This window comes from Dyella psychrodurans, assembly GCF_003363265.1.
Classification (GTDB): domain Bacteria; phylum Pseudomonadota; class Gammaproteobacteria; order Xanthomonadales; family Rhodanobacteraceae; genus Dyella_B; species Dyella_B psychrodurans.
Genome location: NZ_QRBF01000001.1, coordinates 913,566 through 928,980, shown reverse-complemented (window position 1 = coordinate 928,980; position 15,415 = coordinate 913,566). Strand labels below are relative to the sequence as shown.

General features: G+C 61.4%; 16 protein-coding genes. 4 read left to right on the top strand and 12 right to left on the bottom strand.

Features of this window, described 5'->3' with window-relative positions; all coding sequences use genetic code 11:
• Window positions 1-2 precede the first annotated feature (2 nt).
• The 5 genes from DWU99_RS04350 to purB all read right to left on the bottom strand — a co-directional run bounded on the left by DWU99_RS04350 (window position 3) and on the right by purB (window position 7,036).
• Window positions 3-2,849, bottom strand: coding sequence for a 2-oxoglutarate dehydrogenase E1 component (locus tag DWU99_RS04350; RefSeq protein ID WP_115476744.1), 2,847 nt, complete (start codon window positions 2,847-2,849; stop codon window positions 3-5).
• 249 nt (window positions 2,850-3,098) lie between these two features.
• Complete coding sequence (locus DWU99_RS04345; protein WP_115476743.1) at window positions 3,099-3,608, bottom strand: DUF7931 domain-containing protein; 510 nt, start codon at window positions 3,606-3,608, stop codon at window positions 3,099-3,101.
• Window positions 3,605-4,816: a cupin domain-containing protein gene (locus DWU99_RS04340; protein WP_115476742.1), complete on the bottom strand. Its 1,212-nt coding sequence runs from the start codon at window positions 4,814-4,816 to the stop codon at window positions 3,605-3,607. The genes DWU99_RS04345 and DWU99_RS04340 overlap by 4 nt, the downstream gene beginning before the upstream one ends.
• 35 nt (window positions 4,817-4,851) lie before the next feature.
• Window positions 4,852-5,601 carry a sulfite exporter TauE/SafE family protein gene (locus DWU99_RS04335; RefSeq protein ID WP_115476741.1) on the bottom strand — a complete coding sequence of 250 codons (750 nt, stop codon included), beginning with the start codon at window positions 5,599-5,601 and terminating at the stop codon, window positions 4,852-4,854.
• Window positions 5,602-5,668: 67 nt separating this feature from the next.
• Window positions 5,669-7,036, bottom strand: a complete 1,368-nt coding sequence (purB, locus tag DWU99_RS04330; RefSeq protein WP_115476740.1) for an adenylosuccinate lyase — start codon at window positions 7,034-7,036, stop codon at window positions 5,669-5,671.
• Between the two features lie 100 nt (window positions 7,037-7,136).
• On the opposite strand from purB, the gene DWU99_RS04325 reads away from it, so the two are divergent.
• A complete protein-coding gene (locus tag DWU99_RS04325; protein ID WP_115476739.1) occupies window positions 7,137-8,534 on the top strand; it encodes a class II fumarate hydratase in 1,398 nt (465 codons plus the stop codon).
• 38 nt (window positions 8,535-8,572) lie between these two features.
• Here DWU99_RS04325 and DWU99_RS04320 read toward each other — a convergent pair whose 3' ends face one another.
• The 7 genes from DWU99_RS04320 to DWU99_RS04290 form a co-directional block, all read right to left on the bottom strand.
• On the bottom strand, window positions 8,573-9,124 hold the full coding sequence (locus DWU99_RS04320) for a YggN family protein (RefSeq protein ID WP_147292889.1): 552 nt from the start codon (window positions 9,122-9,124) through the stop codon (window positions 8,573-8,575).
• 43 nt (window positions 9,125-9,167) lie between these two features.
• Window positions 9,168-9,704, bottom strand: coding sequence for a YggN family protein (locus DWU99_RS04315; RefSeq protein ID WP_115476737.1), 537 nt, complete (start codon window positions 9,702-9,704; stop codon window positions 9,168-9,170).
• 49 nt (window positions 9,705-9,753) lie between these two features.
• Window positions 9,754-10,737, bottom strand: a complete 984-nt coding sequence (locus tag DWU99_RS04310) for a hypothetical protein (RefSeq protein ID WP_115476736.1) — start codon at window positions 10,735-10,737, stop codon at window positions 9,754-9,756.
• On the bottom strand, window positions 10,734-11,591 hold the full coding sequence (locus DWU99_RS04305; RefSeq protein WP_115476735.1) for an ABC transporter ATP-binding protein: 858 nt from the start codon (window positions 11,589-11,591) through the stop codon (window positions 10,734-10,736). Before DWU99_RS04305 ends, DWU99_RS04310 begins: the two co-directional genes overlap by 4 nt.
• Window positions 11,588-11,962, bottom strand: coding sequence for a GntR family transcriptional regulator (locus tag DWU99_RS04300; protein WP_115476734.1), 375 nt, complete (start codon window positions 11,960-11,962; stop codon window positions 11,588-11,590). The genes DWU99_RS04305 and DWU99_RS04300 overlap by 4 nt, the downstream gene beginning before the upstream one ends.
• Before the next feature lie 4 nt (window positions 11,963-11,966).
• On the bottom strand, window positions 11,967-12,287 hold the full coding sequence (locus DWU99_RS04295) for a hypothetical protein (protein WP_115476733.1): 321 nt from the start codon (window positions 12,285-12,287) through the stop codon (window positions 11,967-11,969).
• A gap of 264 nt (window positions 12,288-12,551) precedes the next feature.
• A complete protein-coding gene (locus tag DWU99_RS04290) occupies window positions 12,552-13,208 on the bottom strand; it encodes a YidC/Oxa1 family membrane protein insertase (protein WP_115476732.1) in 657 nt (218 codons plus the stop codon).
• 124 nt (window positions 13,209-13,332) lie between these two features.
• Between DWU99_RS04290 and DWU99_RS04285 the strand changes: the two genes are divergently transcribed.
• The 3 genes from DWU99_RS04285 to DWU99_RS04275 all read left to right on the top strand — a co-directional run bounded on the left by DWU99_RS04285 (window position 13,333) and on the right by DWU99_RS04275 (window position 15,395).
• Window positions 13,333-13,635, top strand: a complete 303-nt coding sequence (locus DWU99_RS04285) for a YciI family protein (RefSeq protein WP_115476731.1) — start codon at window positions 13,333-13,335, stop codon at window positions 13,633-13,635.
• On the top strand, window positions 13,632-13,889 hold the full coding sequence (locus tag DWU99_RS04280; RefSeq protein WP_199535694.1) for a BolA family protein: 258 nt from the start codon (window positions 13,632-13,634) through the stop codon (window positions 13,887-13,889). Before DWU99_RS04285 ends, DWU99_RS04280 begins: the two co-directional genes overlap by 4 nt.
• Before the next feature lie 210 nt (window positions 13,890-14,099).
• Window positions 14,100-15,395, top strand: coding sequence for a hypothetical protein (locus DWU99_RS04275; RefSeq protein ID WP_147292888.1), 1,296 nt, complete (start codon window positions 14,100-14,102; stop codon window positions 15,393-15,395).
• The last annotated feature ends 20 nt before the right edge of the window (window positions 15,396-15,415 follow it).

The following is a 15,415-nucleotide window of genomic DNA, read 5'->3' as shown; positions in this document are numbered from 1 at the left end:
ATTTATTCTGCTGAGTGATCGGGACCGACCGGTGCGACCAGCGCCTGTTCAACCAGCGCGGCCTGCTCGGCGATGTGATCGTTGAGGTGACCCGCGGCAGGCGCGGGCGAGCGTGCGCGACCGGCGTAGGAGAGGCTCTGCTTGCTGCCGACGCACGCCTGCAGGTGATGACGGATCTGGAACCACGCGCCTTGGTTCATCGGCTCTTCCTGGCACCAGACCACTTCCTTGGCGGAAGGATACTTTTCCAGTTCGGCCGTCACTTCCTGACGCGGGAACGGATAGAGCTGCTCGACGCGTACGATGGCAACATCGTTGGCGCCGCGCTTATCCGCCTCTTCCAGCAAGTCGTAGTAAACCTTGCCCGAGCACAGCACCACGCGCTTGACCTTCTTCGCCGGCAGATCGCGGTGTTCGCCGATCACCAGCTGGAAGCTGCCATTGGCCAGTTCGTCCAGCGTGGACACGGCCAGCTTGTGGCGCAGCAGCGACTTGGGCGTCATCACGATCAGCGGCTTGCGCACAGGGCGCAGCATCTGGCGGCGGATCATGTGGAAATCCTGCGCCGGCGTGGTGGGCACGCAGACCTGCATGTTTTCCATCGCGCACAATTGCAGGAAGCGTTCCAGTCGCGCGGAGGAGTGCTCCGGGCCCTGGCCTTCATAGCCGTGCGGCAGATACAGCGCGAGACCGCAGAGACGATCCCACTTCGCTTCGCCCGAGCTGATGAACTGGTCGATCACCACCTGCGCGCCGTTGGCGAAGTCGCCGAACTGTCCTTCCCAGATGTTGAGGGTGTAAGGATCGGTGGTGGCGTGGCCGTATTCGAACGCCATCACGGCTTCTTCGCTGAGCAGGGAGTCGATCACTTCGACGTTGGCGTCCGCGCGCAGCGTGGCCAATGGCATGAAGGTGTGACCGTCCTTCTGGTCATGCAGCACGGCATGACGATGGAAGAACGTGCCGCGTCCCGAGTCCTGGCCGACGATGCGCAGGTTGTGGCCTTCGTCGATCAGCGTGGCGTAAGCGAGGTTTTCGGCAAAGCCCCAGTCGCCCGGCTGCTCGCCGCTCGCCATCTTGCGGCGGTCGTCGTAGATCTTGGCGACGCGCGACTGCAGTGCGATATCCTTCGGCACATCGAGAATGCGGTTGGCGAGCTCGACCAGCTTGGTCTTCGCCACGCCCGTCTTGGCCGGGGTGGAAAGCTTGCCGCCGATGAACTGGCTCCAGTCCACTTCCACGTCCTTGGTCAAGGATGGATGCAGATCCGTCATCGCCGCGCCGGCTTCCAGGCGATCGCGATAGGCTTCGAACTGCTTCTGCGCGTCGCCCTCGGCCAGCAAACCTTCCTTCACCAGTTCCTGCGCGTAGAGTTCGCGCGTGGTGGGGCGCTTGCGGATGATCTGGTACATCACCGGCTGCGTGGCCGCCGGCTCGTCCGCTTCGTTGTGGCCGTGGCGGCGGTAGCACACCAGATCGATCACCACGTCCTTGCGGAACTGCTTGCGAAATTCGTACGCGAGGCGGGTGACCTGGATCACTGCTTCCGGATCGTCGCCGTTCACATGGAGCACCGGCGCATTCACCATCTTGGCGAGGTCGGTGCAGTACAGCGTGGAACGCGCGTCTTGCGGATTCGAGGTGGTGAAGCCCACCTGGTTGTTCACCACGATGTGCAGCGTGCCGCCGATCTTGAAGCCGCGCGCCTGCGACATGTTGAACAGTTCCATGTTCACGCCTTGGCCTGCGAGCGCGGCGTCGCCATGGATCAGCACGGCCAGCGACTGCGTGCGCTCCGTGTCCTTGCGACGAACCTGACGCGCATGCACGGAACCCGCAACCACGGGGTTCACGATTTCCAGGTGCGACGGGTTGAACGCCAGCGCCACATGCACACCGCCATTGGGCGTGCGCACGTCGGCGGAGAAGCCCATGTGGTACTTCACGTCGCCGGAGTGGGCAGGATCGTCTTCGGCGTGCTCGAACTTGCCTTCGAATTCGTTGAACAGCGTCTTCGGCGGCTTGCCGAGGATGTTCACCAGCATGTTGAGGCGGCCGCGATGGGCCATGCCGATGACGAGGTCCTTGATGCCGTTGTCGCCTGCGGCGCGAACGACTTCGTCCATCATCGGGATCAGGCTGTCACCGCCTTCCAGCGAGAAGCGCTTCTGGCCGACGTACTTGGTGTGCAGGTAGCGCTCCAGGCCTTCCGCGGCGGTAAGGCCGTCCAGCACGCGCTGTTTGCCTGCCTTGTCGAGGCCGGCGTTGCCGTTGGCCTGTTCCAGACGACTGTAGATCCAGTTGCGCTGCGCGTGGTCGGAGATGTGCATGAACTCCGAGCCGACCGTGTTCGTGTAGACGCGCTTCAAGCGCGAGAACAGTTCGCGCAGCTTCATGCGCTGGCCGCCGCCGGCGAAGTTGCCGCAGTCGAATTCGGTGTCGAGATCGGCGTCGGACAGACCGTGGAAGCCCAGGCCCAGGTCCGGCGCGTCCATTTTGTGTGCCAGGCCCAGCGGATCGAGGTCGGCGGCGAGATGGCCGCGCGAACGATAGGCGGTCAAGAGGCGCAGAACACCTGCTTGCTTGCGCGCATGCGCATCGCTGACGGGGGCCGCAGCCGCTGCGCCGTTGGGGCGCTGCTTTTGTGCGGCCTCTATACGCGCAATGGCCGCGGTGTGGGAAACATCCCCCGACTCGCGGCCTTTGAAGGTTTTGAAATAGGTATTCCACTCGGCTGGTACCGACTCAGGGTCGGCAAGCCAGGTTTCGTACAACGATTCAACGTAATCGGCGTTGCCGCCTGCGAGTTGGGAGGACTCGGAAAACTCGCGGATCAGGTTTGTGCTCACGTCACCACCGGCAGGGAAGGGAGGCCTTGCAGCGAACCGTCTGACCAGAGCGGTTCGCTGGCGAAAAATCCCGTCAATTATAGCCTGCGGCTGCTGCGACGCGGCAAGCTGGTTGTCGTATGGACAGGGTTGCCGCACGGGTCGTCGGTCGGAACGAACGCAGCATCAACAAGGCTTTACCGCTCCAAATCGAACCGAAACGAATGAAAAGCTCCGGAATGCGCTGCATATCGTTGTTCAGCCAGCGGTTTACAAGCCCAGTGGTTGCAACTGCGTCGCTGGGACGGCGCGCTCCCACATCTGATCGAACTGCAGCAGCAAAGGCGCCAGGCCTGGCCCGTCGTGCATGGCTGCCCGGCCTTCCACCCGGTCGGCATCGGGGAGGAACAGGTAGCCGTAGGTGTCATTGATGAGCCATGCGGACGTCGTGCGGTTTTCGACCTGATCGTCGGAAGGCACGCGGATCTGCAGCGCACTGGGCAGACGCTGGGCAAGGTCGATGAGCCGATGCCCTTCGCGCAACACGTTGGCGGGATCGCCCAGCAGGACGCGGATTTCGGCGCCGCGCCCCGACGTGGCGATGCGGCGCAATTCGGCGAGTTCGGCCAGGCTGTTATAGATATCCGCCGGCAAAGACGGGAGATAGATGGACAGCTTGTAGCGGGCTGCCGTCAACAACTGCAATCGCGCTTCGGCAATGTCCTCGCGGCCACTGACCGCGCGCGGGCCGGCGTCCTGATCGGGCGGTGTGGTGCTCATGAGCGGTGTCCCCGCAGTTTGCGAAGTATCACGTGACCGTCGTTGACCAATGCCAGCAATAGCGTGCGTTCGACGGTGGTCAGTTTGTGCGGTGGCGACATGGTGCGCTCCGTGCACAGGCGCGTGGCCCATGGAGCGCTAGCCTCGTAGGCATGGCCGTTGGCGTATAGCGTGCAACGCGAACCCGACTGTGCCCACGCCATGCGCGACCAGGGATGGCGCAGCACGGATGCACCGCCGTCCAGTTGTTTCATCATCGCAGCTTCGCTCAACGCCTTGTCCGGGACGACGGGCGTCTGCGCCGTGCGATAACGGGTGATGAAGCGACCGAACCAATCGAGCAGCGTTGCATCGTCCAAAGTCGCTGCGGTTGGGATCGCAGCTCGAATGCGTTTCAATGCGGCTTTGTCGATTTCGCCGACGCGTTTCACGGGTGAAAGGTCGGGATCGGTATAGCGCAGCTCCTCCGGCAGATGCTCGGCGAGGTAATCGGCCAGGTCGCCGACCAGTTCCGCCTGGGAGGGGGCACGCATCCCGATGGAAAACGTCATGCACGGACCGCCGAACGCCACGCCGTCATGCGGTATGCCGGGCGGGAGGTACAGCATGTCGCCCGGATCCAGCAGCCATTCGTGCGTGGGATGGAACTCTTGCAGTTGCTTGAGTTCCACGTCGCTGCGGAAATCCTTGGGGGCCTTGGGATCGGTGCTGATCGCCCAATGACGTTGCCCCAGTCCCTGTAGCAGGAACACGTCGTATTGATCGACGTGCGCGCCGACGCCGCCGCCGGGTTCGGCGTAGGAAATCATCACGTCATCGACGCGCCAGCTGGGCAGGAAGCGGAAATGGTCCAGCAGTGCGGCCACATCCATGTCCCACTTGTCGACATCCTGCACGAGCAAAGTCCAGTTGGCGTCGCCGGTCTTGGCGAAGTCGCTTTCGCTCAGCGGGCCGGTCTTTACGCGCCAGCGCTCGCGGTCTTCATCGTGTTGGATCAGTCGCGACAGGGCGCCTTCCTCGCACGCGAGACCCGCTAGATCTTCGGGGGCGACCGGGGACTGGAAGTCGGGAAAGGCGTTGCGGATCAACAAAGGTCGCTTCTGCCAGTAATCGCGCAGGAATTGCGCGGGACTCATCCCCAGCGGCAGCTTCGAAGTGCCGCGTACTTCCATGGGGAGCGGCTTGCGGGAAGGTTGTGAAAGCGTCATGGGGCGGCATTGTAAAGGGCGGCCGCCCGCCACGCTCAACGCAGCAAGCGGTAGAAGTTGTAGATGCCGAGTGCGAGCACGGTCAGCCCGGCCATCAAGGTGGACACGCGCGGCGGCAATCGCCGCACCAGCCAGGCGCCGAAGGGCGCGGCAATCACGCCGCCCAGAATCAACCCCAGCACGACGTGTAATTTGCTCTGCCCGATGCTGAGCAGAAAGGTGATGCTGGCCGCCAGGCTGACGATGCATTTGGCCAGATGCACGCTGCCGATCACCATGCGCGGTTCTTGCCCGCGCGCGACCATCGTCGTCACGGTGAGTGCGCTCCATCCGCCACCGCCTGCTGCGTCGAGCACCCCCGCCACAAAACCCAGCACGCCTGTGCCGGGCGGTACGTCAGCACGGCGATCCTTGCGGCGGGTGGTGCGGAGCACCAGGAACAGGCCCATCGCAAGCAGGTAGGGTGTGAGGAAGTAGCGAATCCACAGTGGTGGCAGATGTGCGAGCAGGGTCGCGCCGATCACAGCCCCGATCACACCGGGAATGACCAGAGCCCAGAACAGCGGGCGCTGCACGTTGCCGGCCCACCAGTGACTGAGTCCGGATGCGCCGCAGGTAAAGGTCTCCGCGTAATGCACGCTGGCGCTCGCCATCGCCGGCGGCATGCCCATGCCCAGCAGCATGCCCGCGGAGGTGACGCCATACGCCATCCCGAGCGCCCCATCCACCAGTTGGGCGAGCGCACCGATGCCGGCGAAGATCAGGAATTCGGAGAGAGGCGCCATGAGGCTCGTTCAGACCGGGCAGGGGACATCATGACAAAAGCCATGATGCCTTGTCTGGTCCGACCGGTCAGATCTTTTTCGCCAGATCGGAAGCGAGGCCGGTGTAGGTGCCCGGCGTAAGGTCGAGCAGGCGCTGCTTGGCATCATCCGGCAAGGCGAGGCCTGCGATGAACTCGCGCATCGATGCCTGCGTAATGCCCTGGCCGCGGGTCAGGGCCTTGAGCTGCTCATACGGCTCCGGCAGCCCATAACGGCGCATCACGGTTTGCACCGCCTCGGCGAGCACTTCCCAGCTCGCATCGAGATCGGCGGCGAGTCGGTCGGCGTTGACATTGAGCTTGCCCAGGCCCTTCTGCAACGATTCCAGCGCGACCAGCGTGTGGCCGAATGCCGTGCCAAGCGCGCGCAGTACCGTCGAATCGGTAAGGTCGCGCTGCCAGCGGCTGATCGGCAGCTTTTCCGCGAAATGGCCGAGCAGGGCATTGGCCAGGCCGAAGTTGCCTTCCGCATTTTCGAAGTCGATCGGATTGACCTTGTGCGGCATGGTGGACGAACCCACTTCGCCGGCTTTCAATGCCTGCTTGAAGTAGCCGAGCGAGATGTAGCCCCATACGTCGCGTGCGAGGTCGATCATGATCGTGTTGGCGCGACGCACGGCGTCGCAGTATTCGGCCACGCCATCGTGCGGTTCGATTTGAGTGGTGTACGGGTTGTAGTCCAGGCCCAGGCCGGTGACGAAACGCTGCGAGAAACCGCGCCAATCGACATCCGGATAAGCGATCGCGTGCGCGTTGTAATTGCCCACCGCGCCATTGATCTTGCCGGGGATTTCGACCGCGGCGAGCTGCTTGCGTTGACGCTCCAGTCGCGCGACCACGTTGGCCAGCTCCTTGCCGAGCGTGCTCGGCGAGGCGGTCTGGCCGTGCGTGCGCGAGAGCATTGGCAGATTGGCGTTGGCGTGAGAAAGCTCGCGCAACCTGGCGATGATCTTGTCCAGCCACGGCAGCAGCACGTTGGTGCGCGCATCGCGCAGCATCAACGCGTAGGAAAGATTGTTGATGTCTTCGCTGGTGCAGGCGAAGTGCACGAATTCCTTGGCCTGTGCGAGCGAGTCATCGTTGCCGATGCGTTCCTTGATGAAATATTCCACCGCCTTCACATCGTGATTGGTGGTGGCTTCGATCGCCTTGATGCGTGCGCCGTCCTCGACGCTGAAATCCGATGCGATCGCTTTCAACTTCGCAATCTGCCCATCGGTGAATGCCGGAAGTTCGGCGATGCCCGATTCGGCGGCAAGTGCCAGGAGCCATTCGATTTCCACGTGCACGCGGCGATGCATCAACCCGAATTCGCTGAAGATCGGGCGCAGCGCTTCGGTCTTGCTGGCGTATCGGCCGTCGAGCGGGGACAGGGCGGTGAGGGCGTGGGTGGACATCGGGCAGCTTCCGGGGGATCAGAACCCGGCATTTTACATTGAGCGGGCTCTAACGTTTGCGGGTTTATAGTGTCGGCCTCCCCTGGCGTGAGGTATCACCATGACCGGCTTTCGTATCGAGCACGACAGCATGGGCGAGTTGAGGGTCCCCGCTGATGCGCTGTACGGCGCGCAGACCCAACGCGCGATCGACAACTTTCCGATTTCGGGTCTCCATCTGCCGCGCTCATTCATTCGCGCACTGGGTCTGGTCAAGGCCGCTGCGGCCGAAGCCAATCTGGAGTTGGGCTATCTCAAGAAAGGGCAGGCCGCGGCGATCCGCAAGGCGGCGCTGGCCGTGGCGGAGGGGCAGTTCGACGATCAGTTTCCGATCGACATCTTCCAGACGGGATCGGGCACCAGCACCAACATGAATGCCAACGAGGTGATCGCGCACCTCGCAGCCAAGGGCGGTGCCAAGGTTCATCCCAACGATCACGTGAACTACGGGCAGAGTTCCAACGACGTGATTCCCACCACGATTCACGTCAGCGCCACCTTGACGACGCACGAAGAGCTATTGCCCGCGCTGAAACATTTGAAGCGCGTGATCGATCGCCGTGCACGTGAGTTGAAGAACGTACCGAAAACCGGTCGCACGCATCTGATGGATGCCATGCCGGTCACGTTCGGCCAGGAATTGTCGGGCTGGTCGGCCCAGGTCGAATCGGCGATCGAGCGCATCGAGGACAGTCTCAAGCGCATGCGGCAGTTGCCGTTGGGCGGCACGGCAGTCGGCACCGGCATCAACGCCGATCCGAAATTCGGTGCGGCGGTGGCGCGTCAGCTCAAGAAAATCACCAGTGTGCGTTTCGATTCGGCCGCCAATTACTTCGAAGGCATGGCTGCGCAGGACGCGGCCGTCGAGCTTTCGGGCCAGCTCAAGACGCTGGCCGTCGGGCTGATGAAGATCGCCAACGATCTGCGCTGGATGAATTCCGGACCGCTCGCGGGACTGGGCGAAATCGAGCTGCCGGCCTTGCAGCCCGGTTCGTCGATCATGCCGGGCAAGGTGAATCCGGTGATTCCGGAAGCGACCACCATGGTGGCCGCGCAAGTGATCGGCAACGATGCATCGATCACCGTCGCAGGGCAATCGGGCAACTTCCAGCTCAATGTGATGCTGCCGCTGATCGCCTACAACCTGCTGCAGTCGATCCATATTCTGGCCAATGTGTCGCGCCTGCTGGCCGACAAGGCGATTGCCGGTTTCCGCGTCAATGCGGAACGCGTGGATCTGGCGTTGGCGATGAATCCGATTCTCGTCACCGCGTTGAATCCGGTGATCGGCTATGAAAAGGGTGCGGCTATCGCCAAGCAGGCTTACAAGGAAAAGCGTCCAATCATGGATGTGGCGCTGGAGAAATCAGGGCTCTCCAAGGAAGAACTCAAGAAGCTGCTCGATCCGCGTACGTTGACCAAGGGCGGGATTCACGGCGGCGGAGGTGGCGGCGGTTAAGCGCCGCTCCATCCTTGGCGCGGCGCCATGCCCTGTCATCAATCGGATTTCTGATCTTTCTGGCAGTCGCCTACATCGTCGCCACTGATGACGTTGTCGTAGGGTTTGAATGCCGGCAGTTGCGCAACGAGCTGATCCTGGTTCGTCTTGATGTTGGCGAGGTCCTGGCAGATTTTCAGCGCCGCTTCCTTCACGACCTTGGTCTTCGCATCGATCTCCTGTTGGATCTGATCGCCGTTGCCGCCTGCGATGCCTTTTGCGACGCTCTTCAGTGCCTGCGCACCGACGGCAGCACCGGCTTTGCCGGTAGCGATGCCGTCGGTGCGAATCATCATCGCGTTTTCGTAGTACGACTTGAGCAGTTCGCGCTCGGCAGGGCTGGTTTCGACGGACTTCTGATCGATCTGCAGGTCGCCGTTGGCGCTGATGACCGCATCTGGTGAGTCTTTCGCATGTAGCGTCACCTGTTCATGGCTCAACCGAATCGAGCCGTTCATGATGTCGCTGCTGTTGAGATCGTCCATGTGATTGCTGCATGCGCTCATTGCGCCACACAGCAACACGATTCCAAATAGGGCTGCGTGTTTCATAAAAACCATTCCCCGTTTGTCAGTCATGGTGTGACGGTAACGTTCAGTTGCCGTTCGCATCCTTGCGGCAATCGGCCAGGTCCTTGTCGCGGAGGATGCTGCCGTAAGGTTTGAAGGCTGGGAGCTGGCTGGCAAGCTGGTCCTGCACGACCTTGATGTCCGCCTGGTCCTGGCACAGCTTCGACGTGAAGTCATGCGCCTGCTGCGAGGCCTGGTTGTCGCGCTGCTTCTTCGCGGCGTCGCTGTCGTCACCGCTGAGCTTGTTCTTCAGCGCAGCAAGGCCGATCTTGGCGCCGGCGCTGCCCAGGGCCAGAGCCTGATCATGCACAGCCTTTACGCTCTGGGCGTAAAGAATGAGCAGGCCCTTCTGGGATGGCGTCGTCGATACCGGCTTATCGTCGATGGTCAAATCGCCCGCGGTGTTGATCGTTGCGTCGGGCGATCCGTCGACACTCAGTTTTACGACATCGCCATACAACATGATCTTGCCGCCTCCGTTCGATATAGTGGTTGACGGCATGTTGCATGCCGTTACGGCAACCATCAGCGCAAGCAGAAGAATCGTCCGTTGGTACTTCATGATGCGGTCCCCGATCTGATCATGTTGGCCAGGCGGTAAGTGTGGCGCGTCAGCTATCGTCGCGCCAGCGGCGGAACCAGATGGCACCTGCGAGCATCGCGAGGCCCAGTACCGCACCGATCCACACGTTCGGCGAAGCCAGGGCGGCATACGAATTGGAGAGGCTGAAGAAGTCCGCGATGTTTTGCGCCGTGGGTTGGGCATCCGGACCGAACTGATGTTCAGCCGCTATGTGGAACCAGCCACCGGGGAAGACGCTGAACAACGAGCGCACAAACACGTTGCGCCAGTACCACGTGTTCTGGACGTCCATCGAGCCGAGCACATTGAACCAACTGATCACGATGCCTACGCCGACGGGAACGATGACTGCCCAGAGGAACGGTTTGCTCTTGGCCCATGCGGAGCAGAACATCAGCCAGCCTACGGTGGGCAATGCCCAGATGAGGTACATCGGAATCGAGCCGATCAGCGTGGCGGTGACCTGAACGGGGTGGGCGAGCATCAGCAGCGACCACACGCTCACGCCGTGGAAAGACAGTGCGATGGCGAACATCAGCAGCATGGCGATGCCGGTCAGTACACCGCTCACGACGGCGACCACAGGTGCGGCCAGCGTGGCTGTGATCACTTTCGAGATAACCGTGGCACTGTCTGAAATCGGCAGGGATTTCCAGAACAGGAAGCTACGGTCGCGGCGGTCGTCATAAAGCGCACCGAGACAGTAGAAGAACACCACGAAGCTGAAGACGACGCTGATCAGAAAGCTGGATGAGAGCATCACTACGTCCAGTGTGGAGCCCACATCCTGCATGTGATTCGCCTTGATCGACTCGATCATGGCCGCAATGCTGTTATCGCCATGGGGCGAGTAGCCGATGGTGATCCCGTGATGCAGTCCGAACATCTCTCCGGCGACGATGCCCATCAGGTTAAGGATGAGGAACACCACGCCAGTGATCACCGGTGCCCAGAAGAAGCCGCCGCGGTGCTCCCAGAATTCGCGCTTGACGAGCCAGTAGAGGGTTTTCATGCGTAGGTCCCCTTCATGGTGGCGACGAACAGATCGCTGACGGAAGGACGGCGAACTTCGCCCAAGGTCTGCAGCCGCGAATGATCGACGCCATCGAACAGAAAGATGCTCTTGCCGAACACCTGGCGCTCGTCCAATGGATTGAGCTGGCGTGCGGTGGCGGCCATGTCCGCGCTCACCATCACTTCGGCGAAGCGATCGCCCATGGCTTCCATGTCGGTGTTCAGCACGATCTTGCCGTCGCGGATAAACATAAGGTCGGTGAGGATGTGTTCGATTTCTTCCACCTGGTGAGTCGTGACGATGATCGTCTTGTTGTCATCGAAATACTCTTCCAGAAGGCTTTGGTAGAACTGCTTGCGGTACAGGATGTCCAGGCCGAGGGTGGGCTCGTCGAGCACCAGCAGCTTGGCGTCGATGGCCATGACCAATGCGAGATGCAACTGCACGATCATGCCCTTGGACATCTGCCGCACGCGCATATCGGGCGTGAGCTTGGTGCGGGCGAGAAAAGCCTCGCACTTGGCGCGATTGAAGCGCGGATGCACATTCGCGACAAAATCGATCGCTTCACGCACACGGATCCAGCGCGGCAGCACGGCGACATCCGCGATGAAGCAGACTTCTTCCATCAATTTGTCGCGCTGGCTGCGAGGATCGAGCCCAAGCACGTCGAGCCGGCCCTGGAAGTCGGTAAGCCCCAGGATGGCTTTCAGCGCTGTGGTCTTGCCGGCACCGTTCGGGCCGATCAGGCCCACGATGCGACCCGGTTGAATGTCGAAACTCACGTTGTCCAACGCAATCGCGTTCTTGTAGCGCTTGCTCAGACCATTGGCGGTGACGACCGCGTTCATGAGTGGTTCTCCGTATCCTGCGGCGCTTCGCGCAACAGGGTTTTCAGATCCAGGCCAAGGCGCTGCAGGCGTGCATACAGTGCAGGCCACTCCTCGCGCAGAAAACGCTCGCGTTCGGATTTAAGCAGCGCCTCGCGCGCTCCGTCGGTAACGAACATGCCCAGCCCCCTCCTTTTTTCCACAAGTTGGTCGTCGACCAGTTCCTGGTACGCCTTCGATACGGTGAGCGGATTGATTTGGAAATCGGCCGCCACCTGGCGCACTGACGGCAGCGGGTCGCCCTCGTTCAAGGCGCCGTCCAGGATCATCGCCACGACGCGTTCGCGCAGCTGACGATAGATCGGGACGCTGTCGTTCCAGGTGATGGACATGGATTTATTCCTTGCTGATGCCGGCGAATTTGGTCGAGCCAAACGAATAGTAGGGCATGGCCAGCTGGGCTCCGAGCAGGCTTGCACCGCTATCGGTCGCGTTGGCGATCGGCGAGTTGGCGATCGTCAGGCTGGCCGAGGCCAGCATGGCGGCGGCGCGTTCGTCGTCGGCGGTCGGGCGAACTTCGACGGGGGCCAGGTCGATGACCTTCATGCCGTTGATTTCGGCGACAGGAAACTTGGGGGCGTTCGGGCTCAGGGCGATCAGGCTTACCGTGGTAAACAGAACCGCGGCAGTCAGGGCGATCGGGTTCGGTGCTTTCATGACGGCTCTCCTTTAGTGCTCTCGTGGACCGGTGTTGTAGTGAACTATAACACCATATTCGAAGCTGTCAACGACCGCGTGCCATGACTGATGGCCTAGCTGGCTATGACGCGCCGAAAATGGCTTGCCGCCTGGGCTCGGCGCTCATCTGGAACGAGCAGATGAGCCCGGTTCGGGGCAGGGAAAGCGTGCGCGCAACGCGTCCGGCGGGGCAGCGGACGTTGTCAGGGATCGTTCCTGACAGGTATCACATGGCTCGGAGGCTCAGCGCCGGGGCGGCTGGGCTCGATGGCTGCTCCGGGTGACCCGATGGCGCAGCAGAGCGGCCTGGAGCACTCCCACGCTGCCAGCTCCCGCCCAGTACAGACAGAGGCCTGCGCTCAGATGCCAGGTCACCAGGAAGGTGACGATGACAGGGAGCCAGTGCAGGAGGGTTCGGGCCTGTTCCGACATGGATGGGTTGAGCATGATCGCCGCCCAACTCAGAAGCGCCACGATAAAGGCCAGCCAGATGTCCGGGCGCGCCAGCCGCCCAATCCACAGGAAAGAGCCGGCGCCGACCACGCTCTGACGGATGGCTGCGTAGATGCCTGCTCCGAGTGGCGCCTGCACGATGGCGGTAAGCATGCCGCTTCCCAGTCCACCCGTTACCTCGTGCTTGCGATACAGCGCCTGCAATGCTGTTGCGTAAGCGGTCGGGTCCTTGGTGTGACGTTCGCGCAGGCGTTCCAGCTCTGGCTTCAAGCGCGCCAGCTTGTGCTGCCGATGCCAGGCTTGCTCCGCCGTGTGCAGTGTCATGGGTAGCAGGATCAGGCGAACGACGATGGCCATCACGACCACGGCGGCCCCGTAACTACCGTCGAGCCAATGGGCCAATTGAGCCAGCAGCGCGATAAGTCCGCCCACGAACGTCGACCACATAACCAGCACTCCCCGCCAGGTTGGAGACTTGCTAATGGGGCTCTCGCGACGCGGATTCAAGAATCATCGGGTGTTCCACGACGCGGTCGGATAAAATCGTGGATCACCTGAGGGAGCAAAGCACATGTGGTACGCCATCACCGGCACCGACCATCCCGATTCACTCGAGCGCCGGCTCGCCGCGCGTGGCGCCCATTTGGAGCGACTCGAAAAGCTTCAGCAGGAAGGCCGTCTTCTGTTGGCGGGCCCGTTTCCGGCCATCGATGCGGAACAACCTGGGCCGGCTGGCTTTAGCGGCAGTTTGATCGTCGCCGAGTTCGCTTCGCTGCCCGAGGCCGAGCAATGGGCGAGGCTTGACCCTTATGTCGATGCAAACGTCTACGCCAGCGTCACCGTGAAGCCATTCCGCAAGGTACTCCCGGCATGACAGCCGCGATGGTGGAAGAGATTCGTCGCCGCCTTGATGCGGCGCTTCATCCAGTCGAACTCGAAGTGCTCGACGAAGGCTACAAGCACGCCGGTCATGCTAACGAAGGGAAGGGGCATTTTTACGTGCGTATTGTCAGCCCTGCATTTGCGGGACAGTTGCCGCTCAAGCGCCACCGCATGGTCTATGCCGCTCTTGAGGGGCTGATGGATAGCGGTATTCATGCCTTGTCGATTGATGCGCGAGCTGAATAAATCGAATTTTCGGGGCTACGTTACTCGGGGAAAAGGTGGATGGGACGGTCTGCGACGGGAATGCCGCTTGGGGAGGTAAGGTCTGCGAATGGCCGCTGGGAGAGTTTGACCAGGGGAGTGGTTGTTGCGACCACGGTCGCCCTTGTTGTTCATCTTGCCTGGTATTTGCATAGACACAGCGATTTCAGCAACGACGATCTCGATAATTTCGTGCTTATGCAGCACACCGGTTTTTGGCAGTACCTGATGACACCCGTCGATGTGCACTATGTGCCTCTGCATCGACTTATGAGCTGGCTGGTTTATCACGTGGCGCCCATGAATTTTTCCGTGGCGATCGCGGTTCTGCTGGCTTTTCACATCGGGACCCTCGTTTTCCTGGCACGCACGCTGCGGTTGCTGCAAGCAGGGCCTGTCGGCGGGCTCATCCTCTGCGGATATGCCGCCTCGGCCATGATCGTCTACGGCCTGGTGTGGTGGGCGCATGCCGAGTGCCGCGCGCCTTATGTGTTCATGGATGTCTGCGCGATCTACAACTATTTGGCGTGGATGAAGGACGGCAGGCGAGCACGCTTGTTCTGCATGGCGCTCGCATTTGTGCTGGCATTCGGTTTTTACGAGAAAGCGGTGCTGATCCCGGTGCATCTGGTCTTGGTGGGATATCTCAGCGATGAGCATCGCTTTCGCTCCCATGCCAAGGCATGGCTTACTCCTGTCGCCTGGATGCTGCTGGGGGCACTTGGCTATGCCTTGGGTTATCTATGGATTCACAGGGGAGCGGCAAGCTCGCCCCCTTTACAGGCGATTCGGGCTGACCTGGAGTTTGCCAAGGTGTTTTTCGCCACCGCATCCGGGATGGGGGCCGAGGATGCCCATGATGTTCCCGAGCACGGCCTGTCGCTCCGGCTGCTATGCGTACTGTTCGCGGGCTGCGTCGCAGTCCTGTGGAGCGCCATACGGCGACGCGGAAGTTGGAAAGTGCTTCTTGCGGCGCTGTTGGTGGTGATGCTCGATTTTCTGCCGATCACGCTATCCAATCGCGGAACGTGGATAGGCTTGCGCATCATGCATCAAACGCGATACGGCTATGAAGAATTGCACATGTTTGCGCTCCTGGCAGGCATCTGGTGTACGCAAGTGAGCGCGGGCGTTGTGCTGGGGGTCCATCGAAAAGTGGCATGGGGATTGGGCTTTGCGCTAGTGCTCGCTTATGCAGCCGTCAACATCGGTTACGTGAGATCCGGGCGGCAGCAACCGTTGGGTTTGCTCTGGATGATGGATCAATCCCATCATTACCTTGGAAATGTCCGGGCCGGGACCGCACAGCTGAGTGGCGGCATGCCTGTTTTCCAGAATGATAGAGTCCCGCATTATCTTTCGCTGTTCTGGATCACTCCCGATACGCGCACGTTGCTCCCGCTTTTCCTGCCGCATGCCAAATTCGACGACACGGCCGTTCCACGCTACACGGTGCTGCAAGACGGGCGCATCGTGCAGCTGCAATGAACTGGCCGGCGCGATCAGTG

What these genes read in the sequence shown, in the direction of transcription:
- DWU99_RS04310 (WP_115476736.1), bottom strand. Translation starts at nt 10,737, where the DNA reads ATGAAAACCCTCTACTGGCTCGTCAAGCGCGAATTCTGGGAGCACCGC.
- DWU99_RS04320 (WP_147292889.1), bottom strand. Translation starts at nt 9,124, where the DNA reads ATGAAACACGCAGCCCTATTTGGAATCGTGTTGCTGTGTGGCGCAATG.
- DWU99_RS04290 (WP_115476732.1), bottom strand. Translation starts at nt 13,208, where the DNA reads ATGTGGTCGACGTTCGTGGGCGGACTTATCGCGCTGCTGGCTCAATTG.
- DWU99_RS04325 (WP_115476739.1), top strand. Translation starts at nt 7,137, where the DNA reads ATGACCGGCTTTCGTATCGAGCACGACAGCATGGGCGAGTTGAGGGTC.
- purB (WP_115476740.1), bottom strand. Translation starts at nt 7,036, where the DNA reads ATGTCCACCCACGCCCTCACCGCCCTGTCCCCGCTCGACGGCCGATAC.
- DWU99_RS04315 (WP_115476737.1), bottom strand. Translation starts at nt 9,704, where the DNA reads ATGAAGTACCAACGGACGATTCTTCTGCTTGCGCTGATGGTTGCCGTA.
- DWU99_RS04305 (WP_115476735.1), bottom strand. Translation starts at nt 11,591, where the DNA reads ATGAACGCGGTCGTCACCGCCAATGGTCTGAGCAAGCGCTACAAGAAC.
- DWU99_RS04340 (WP_115476742.1), bottom strand. Translation starts at nt 4,816, where the DNA reads ATGACGCTTTCACAACCTTCCCGCAAGCCGCTCCCCATGGAAGTACGC.
- DWU99_RS04285 (WP_115476731.1), top strand. Translation starts at nt 13,333, where the DNA reads ATGTGGTACGCCATCACCGGCACCGACCATCCCGATTCACTCGAGCGC.
- DWU99_RS04295 (WP_115476733.1), bottom strand. Translation starts at nt 12,287, where the DNA reads ATGAAAGCACCGAACCCGATCGCCCTGACTGCCGCGGTTCTGTTTACC.
- DWU99_RS04345 (WP_115476743.1), bottom strand. Translation starts at nt 3,608, where the DNA reads ATGAGCACCACACCGCCCGATCAGGACGCCGGCCCGCGCGCGGTCAGT.
- DWU99_RS04335 (WP_115476741.1), bottom strand. Translation starts at nt 5,601, where the DNA reads ATGGCGCCTCTCTCCGAATTCCTGATCTTCGCCGGCATCGGTGCGCTC.
- DWU99_RS04280 (WP_199535694.1), top strand. Translation starts at nt 13,632, where the DNA reads ATGACAGCCGCGATGGTGGAAGAGATTCGTCGCCGCCTTGATGCGGCG.
- DWU99_RS04300 (WP_115476734.1), bottom strand. Translation starts at nt 11,962, where the DNA reads ATGTCCATCACCTGGAACGACAGCGTCCCGATCTATCGTCAGCTGCGC.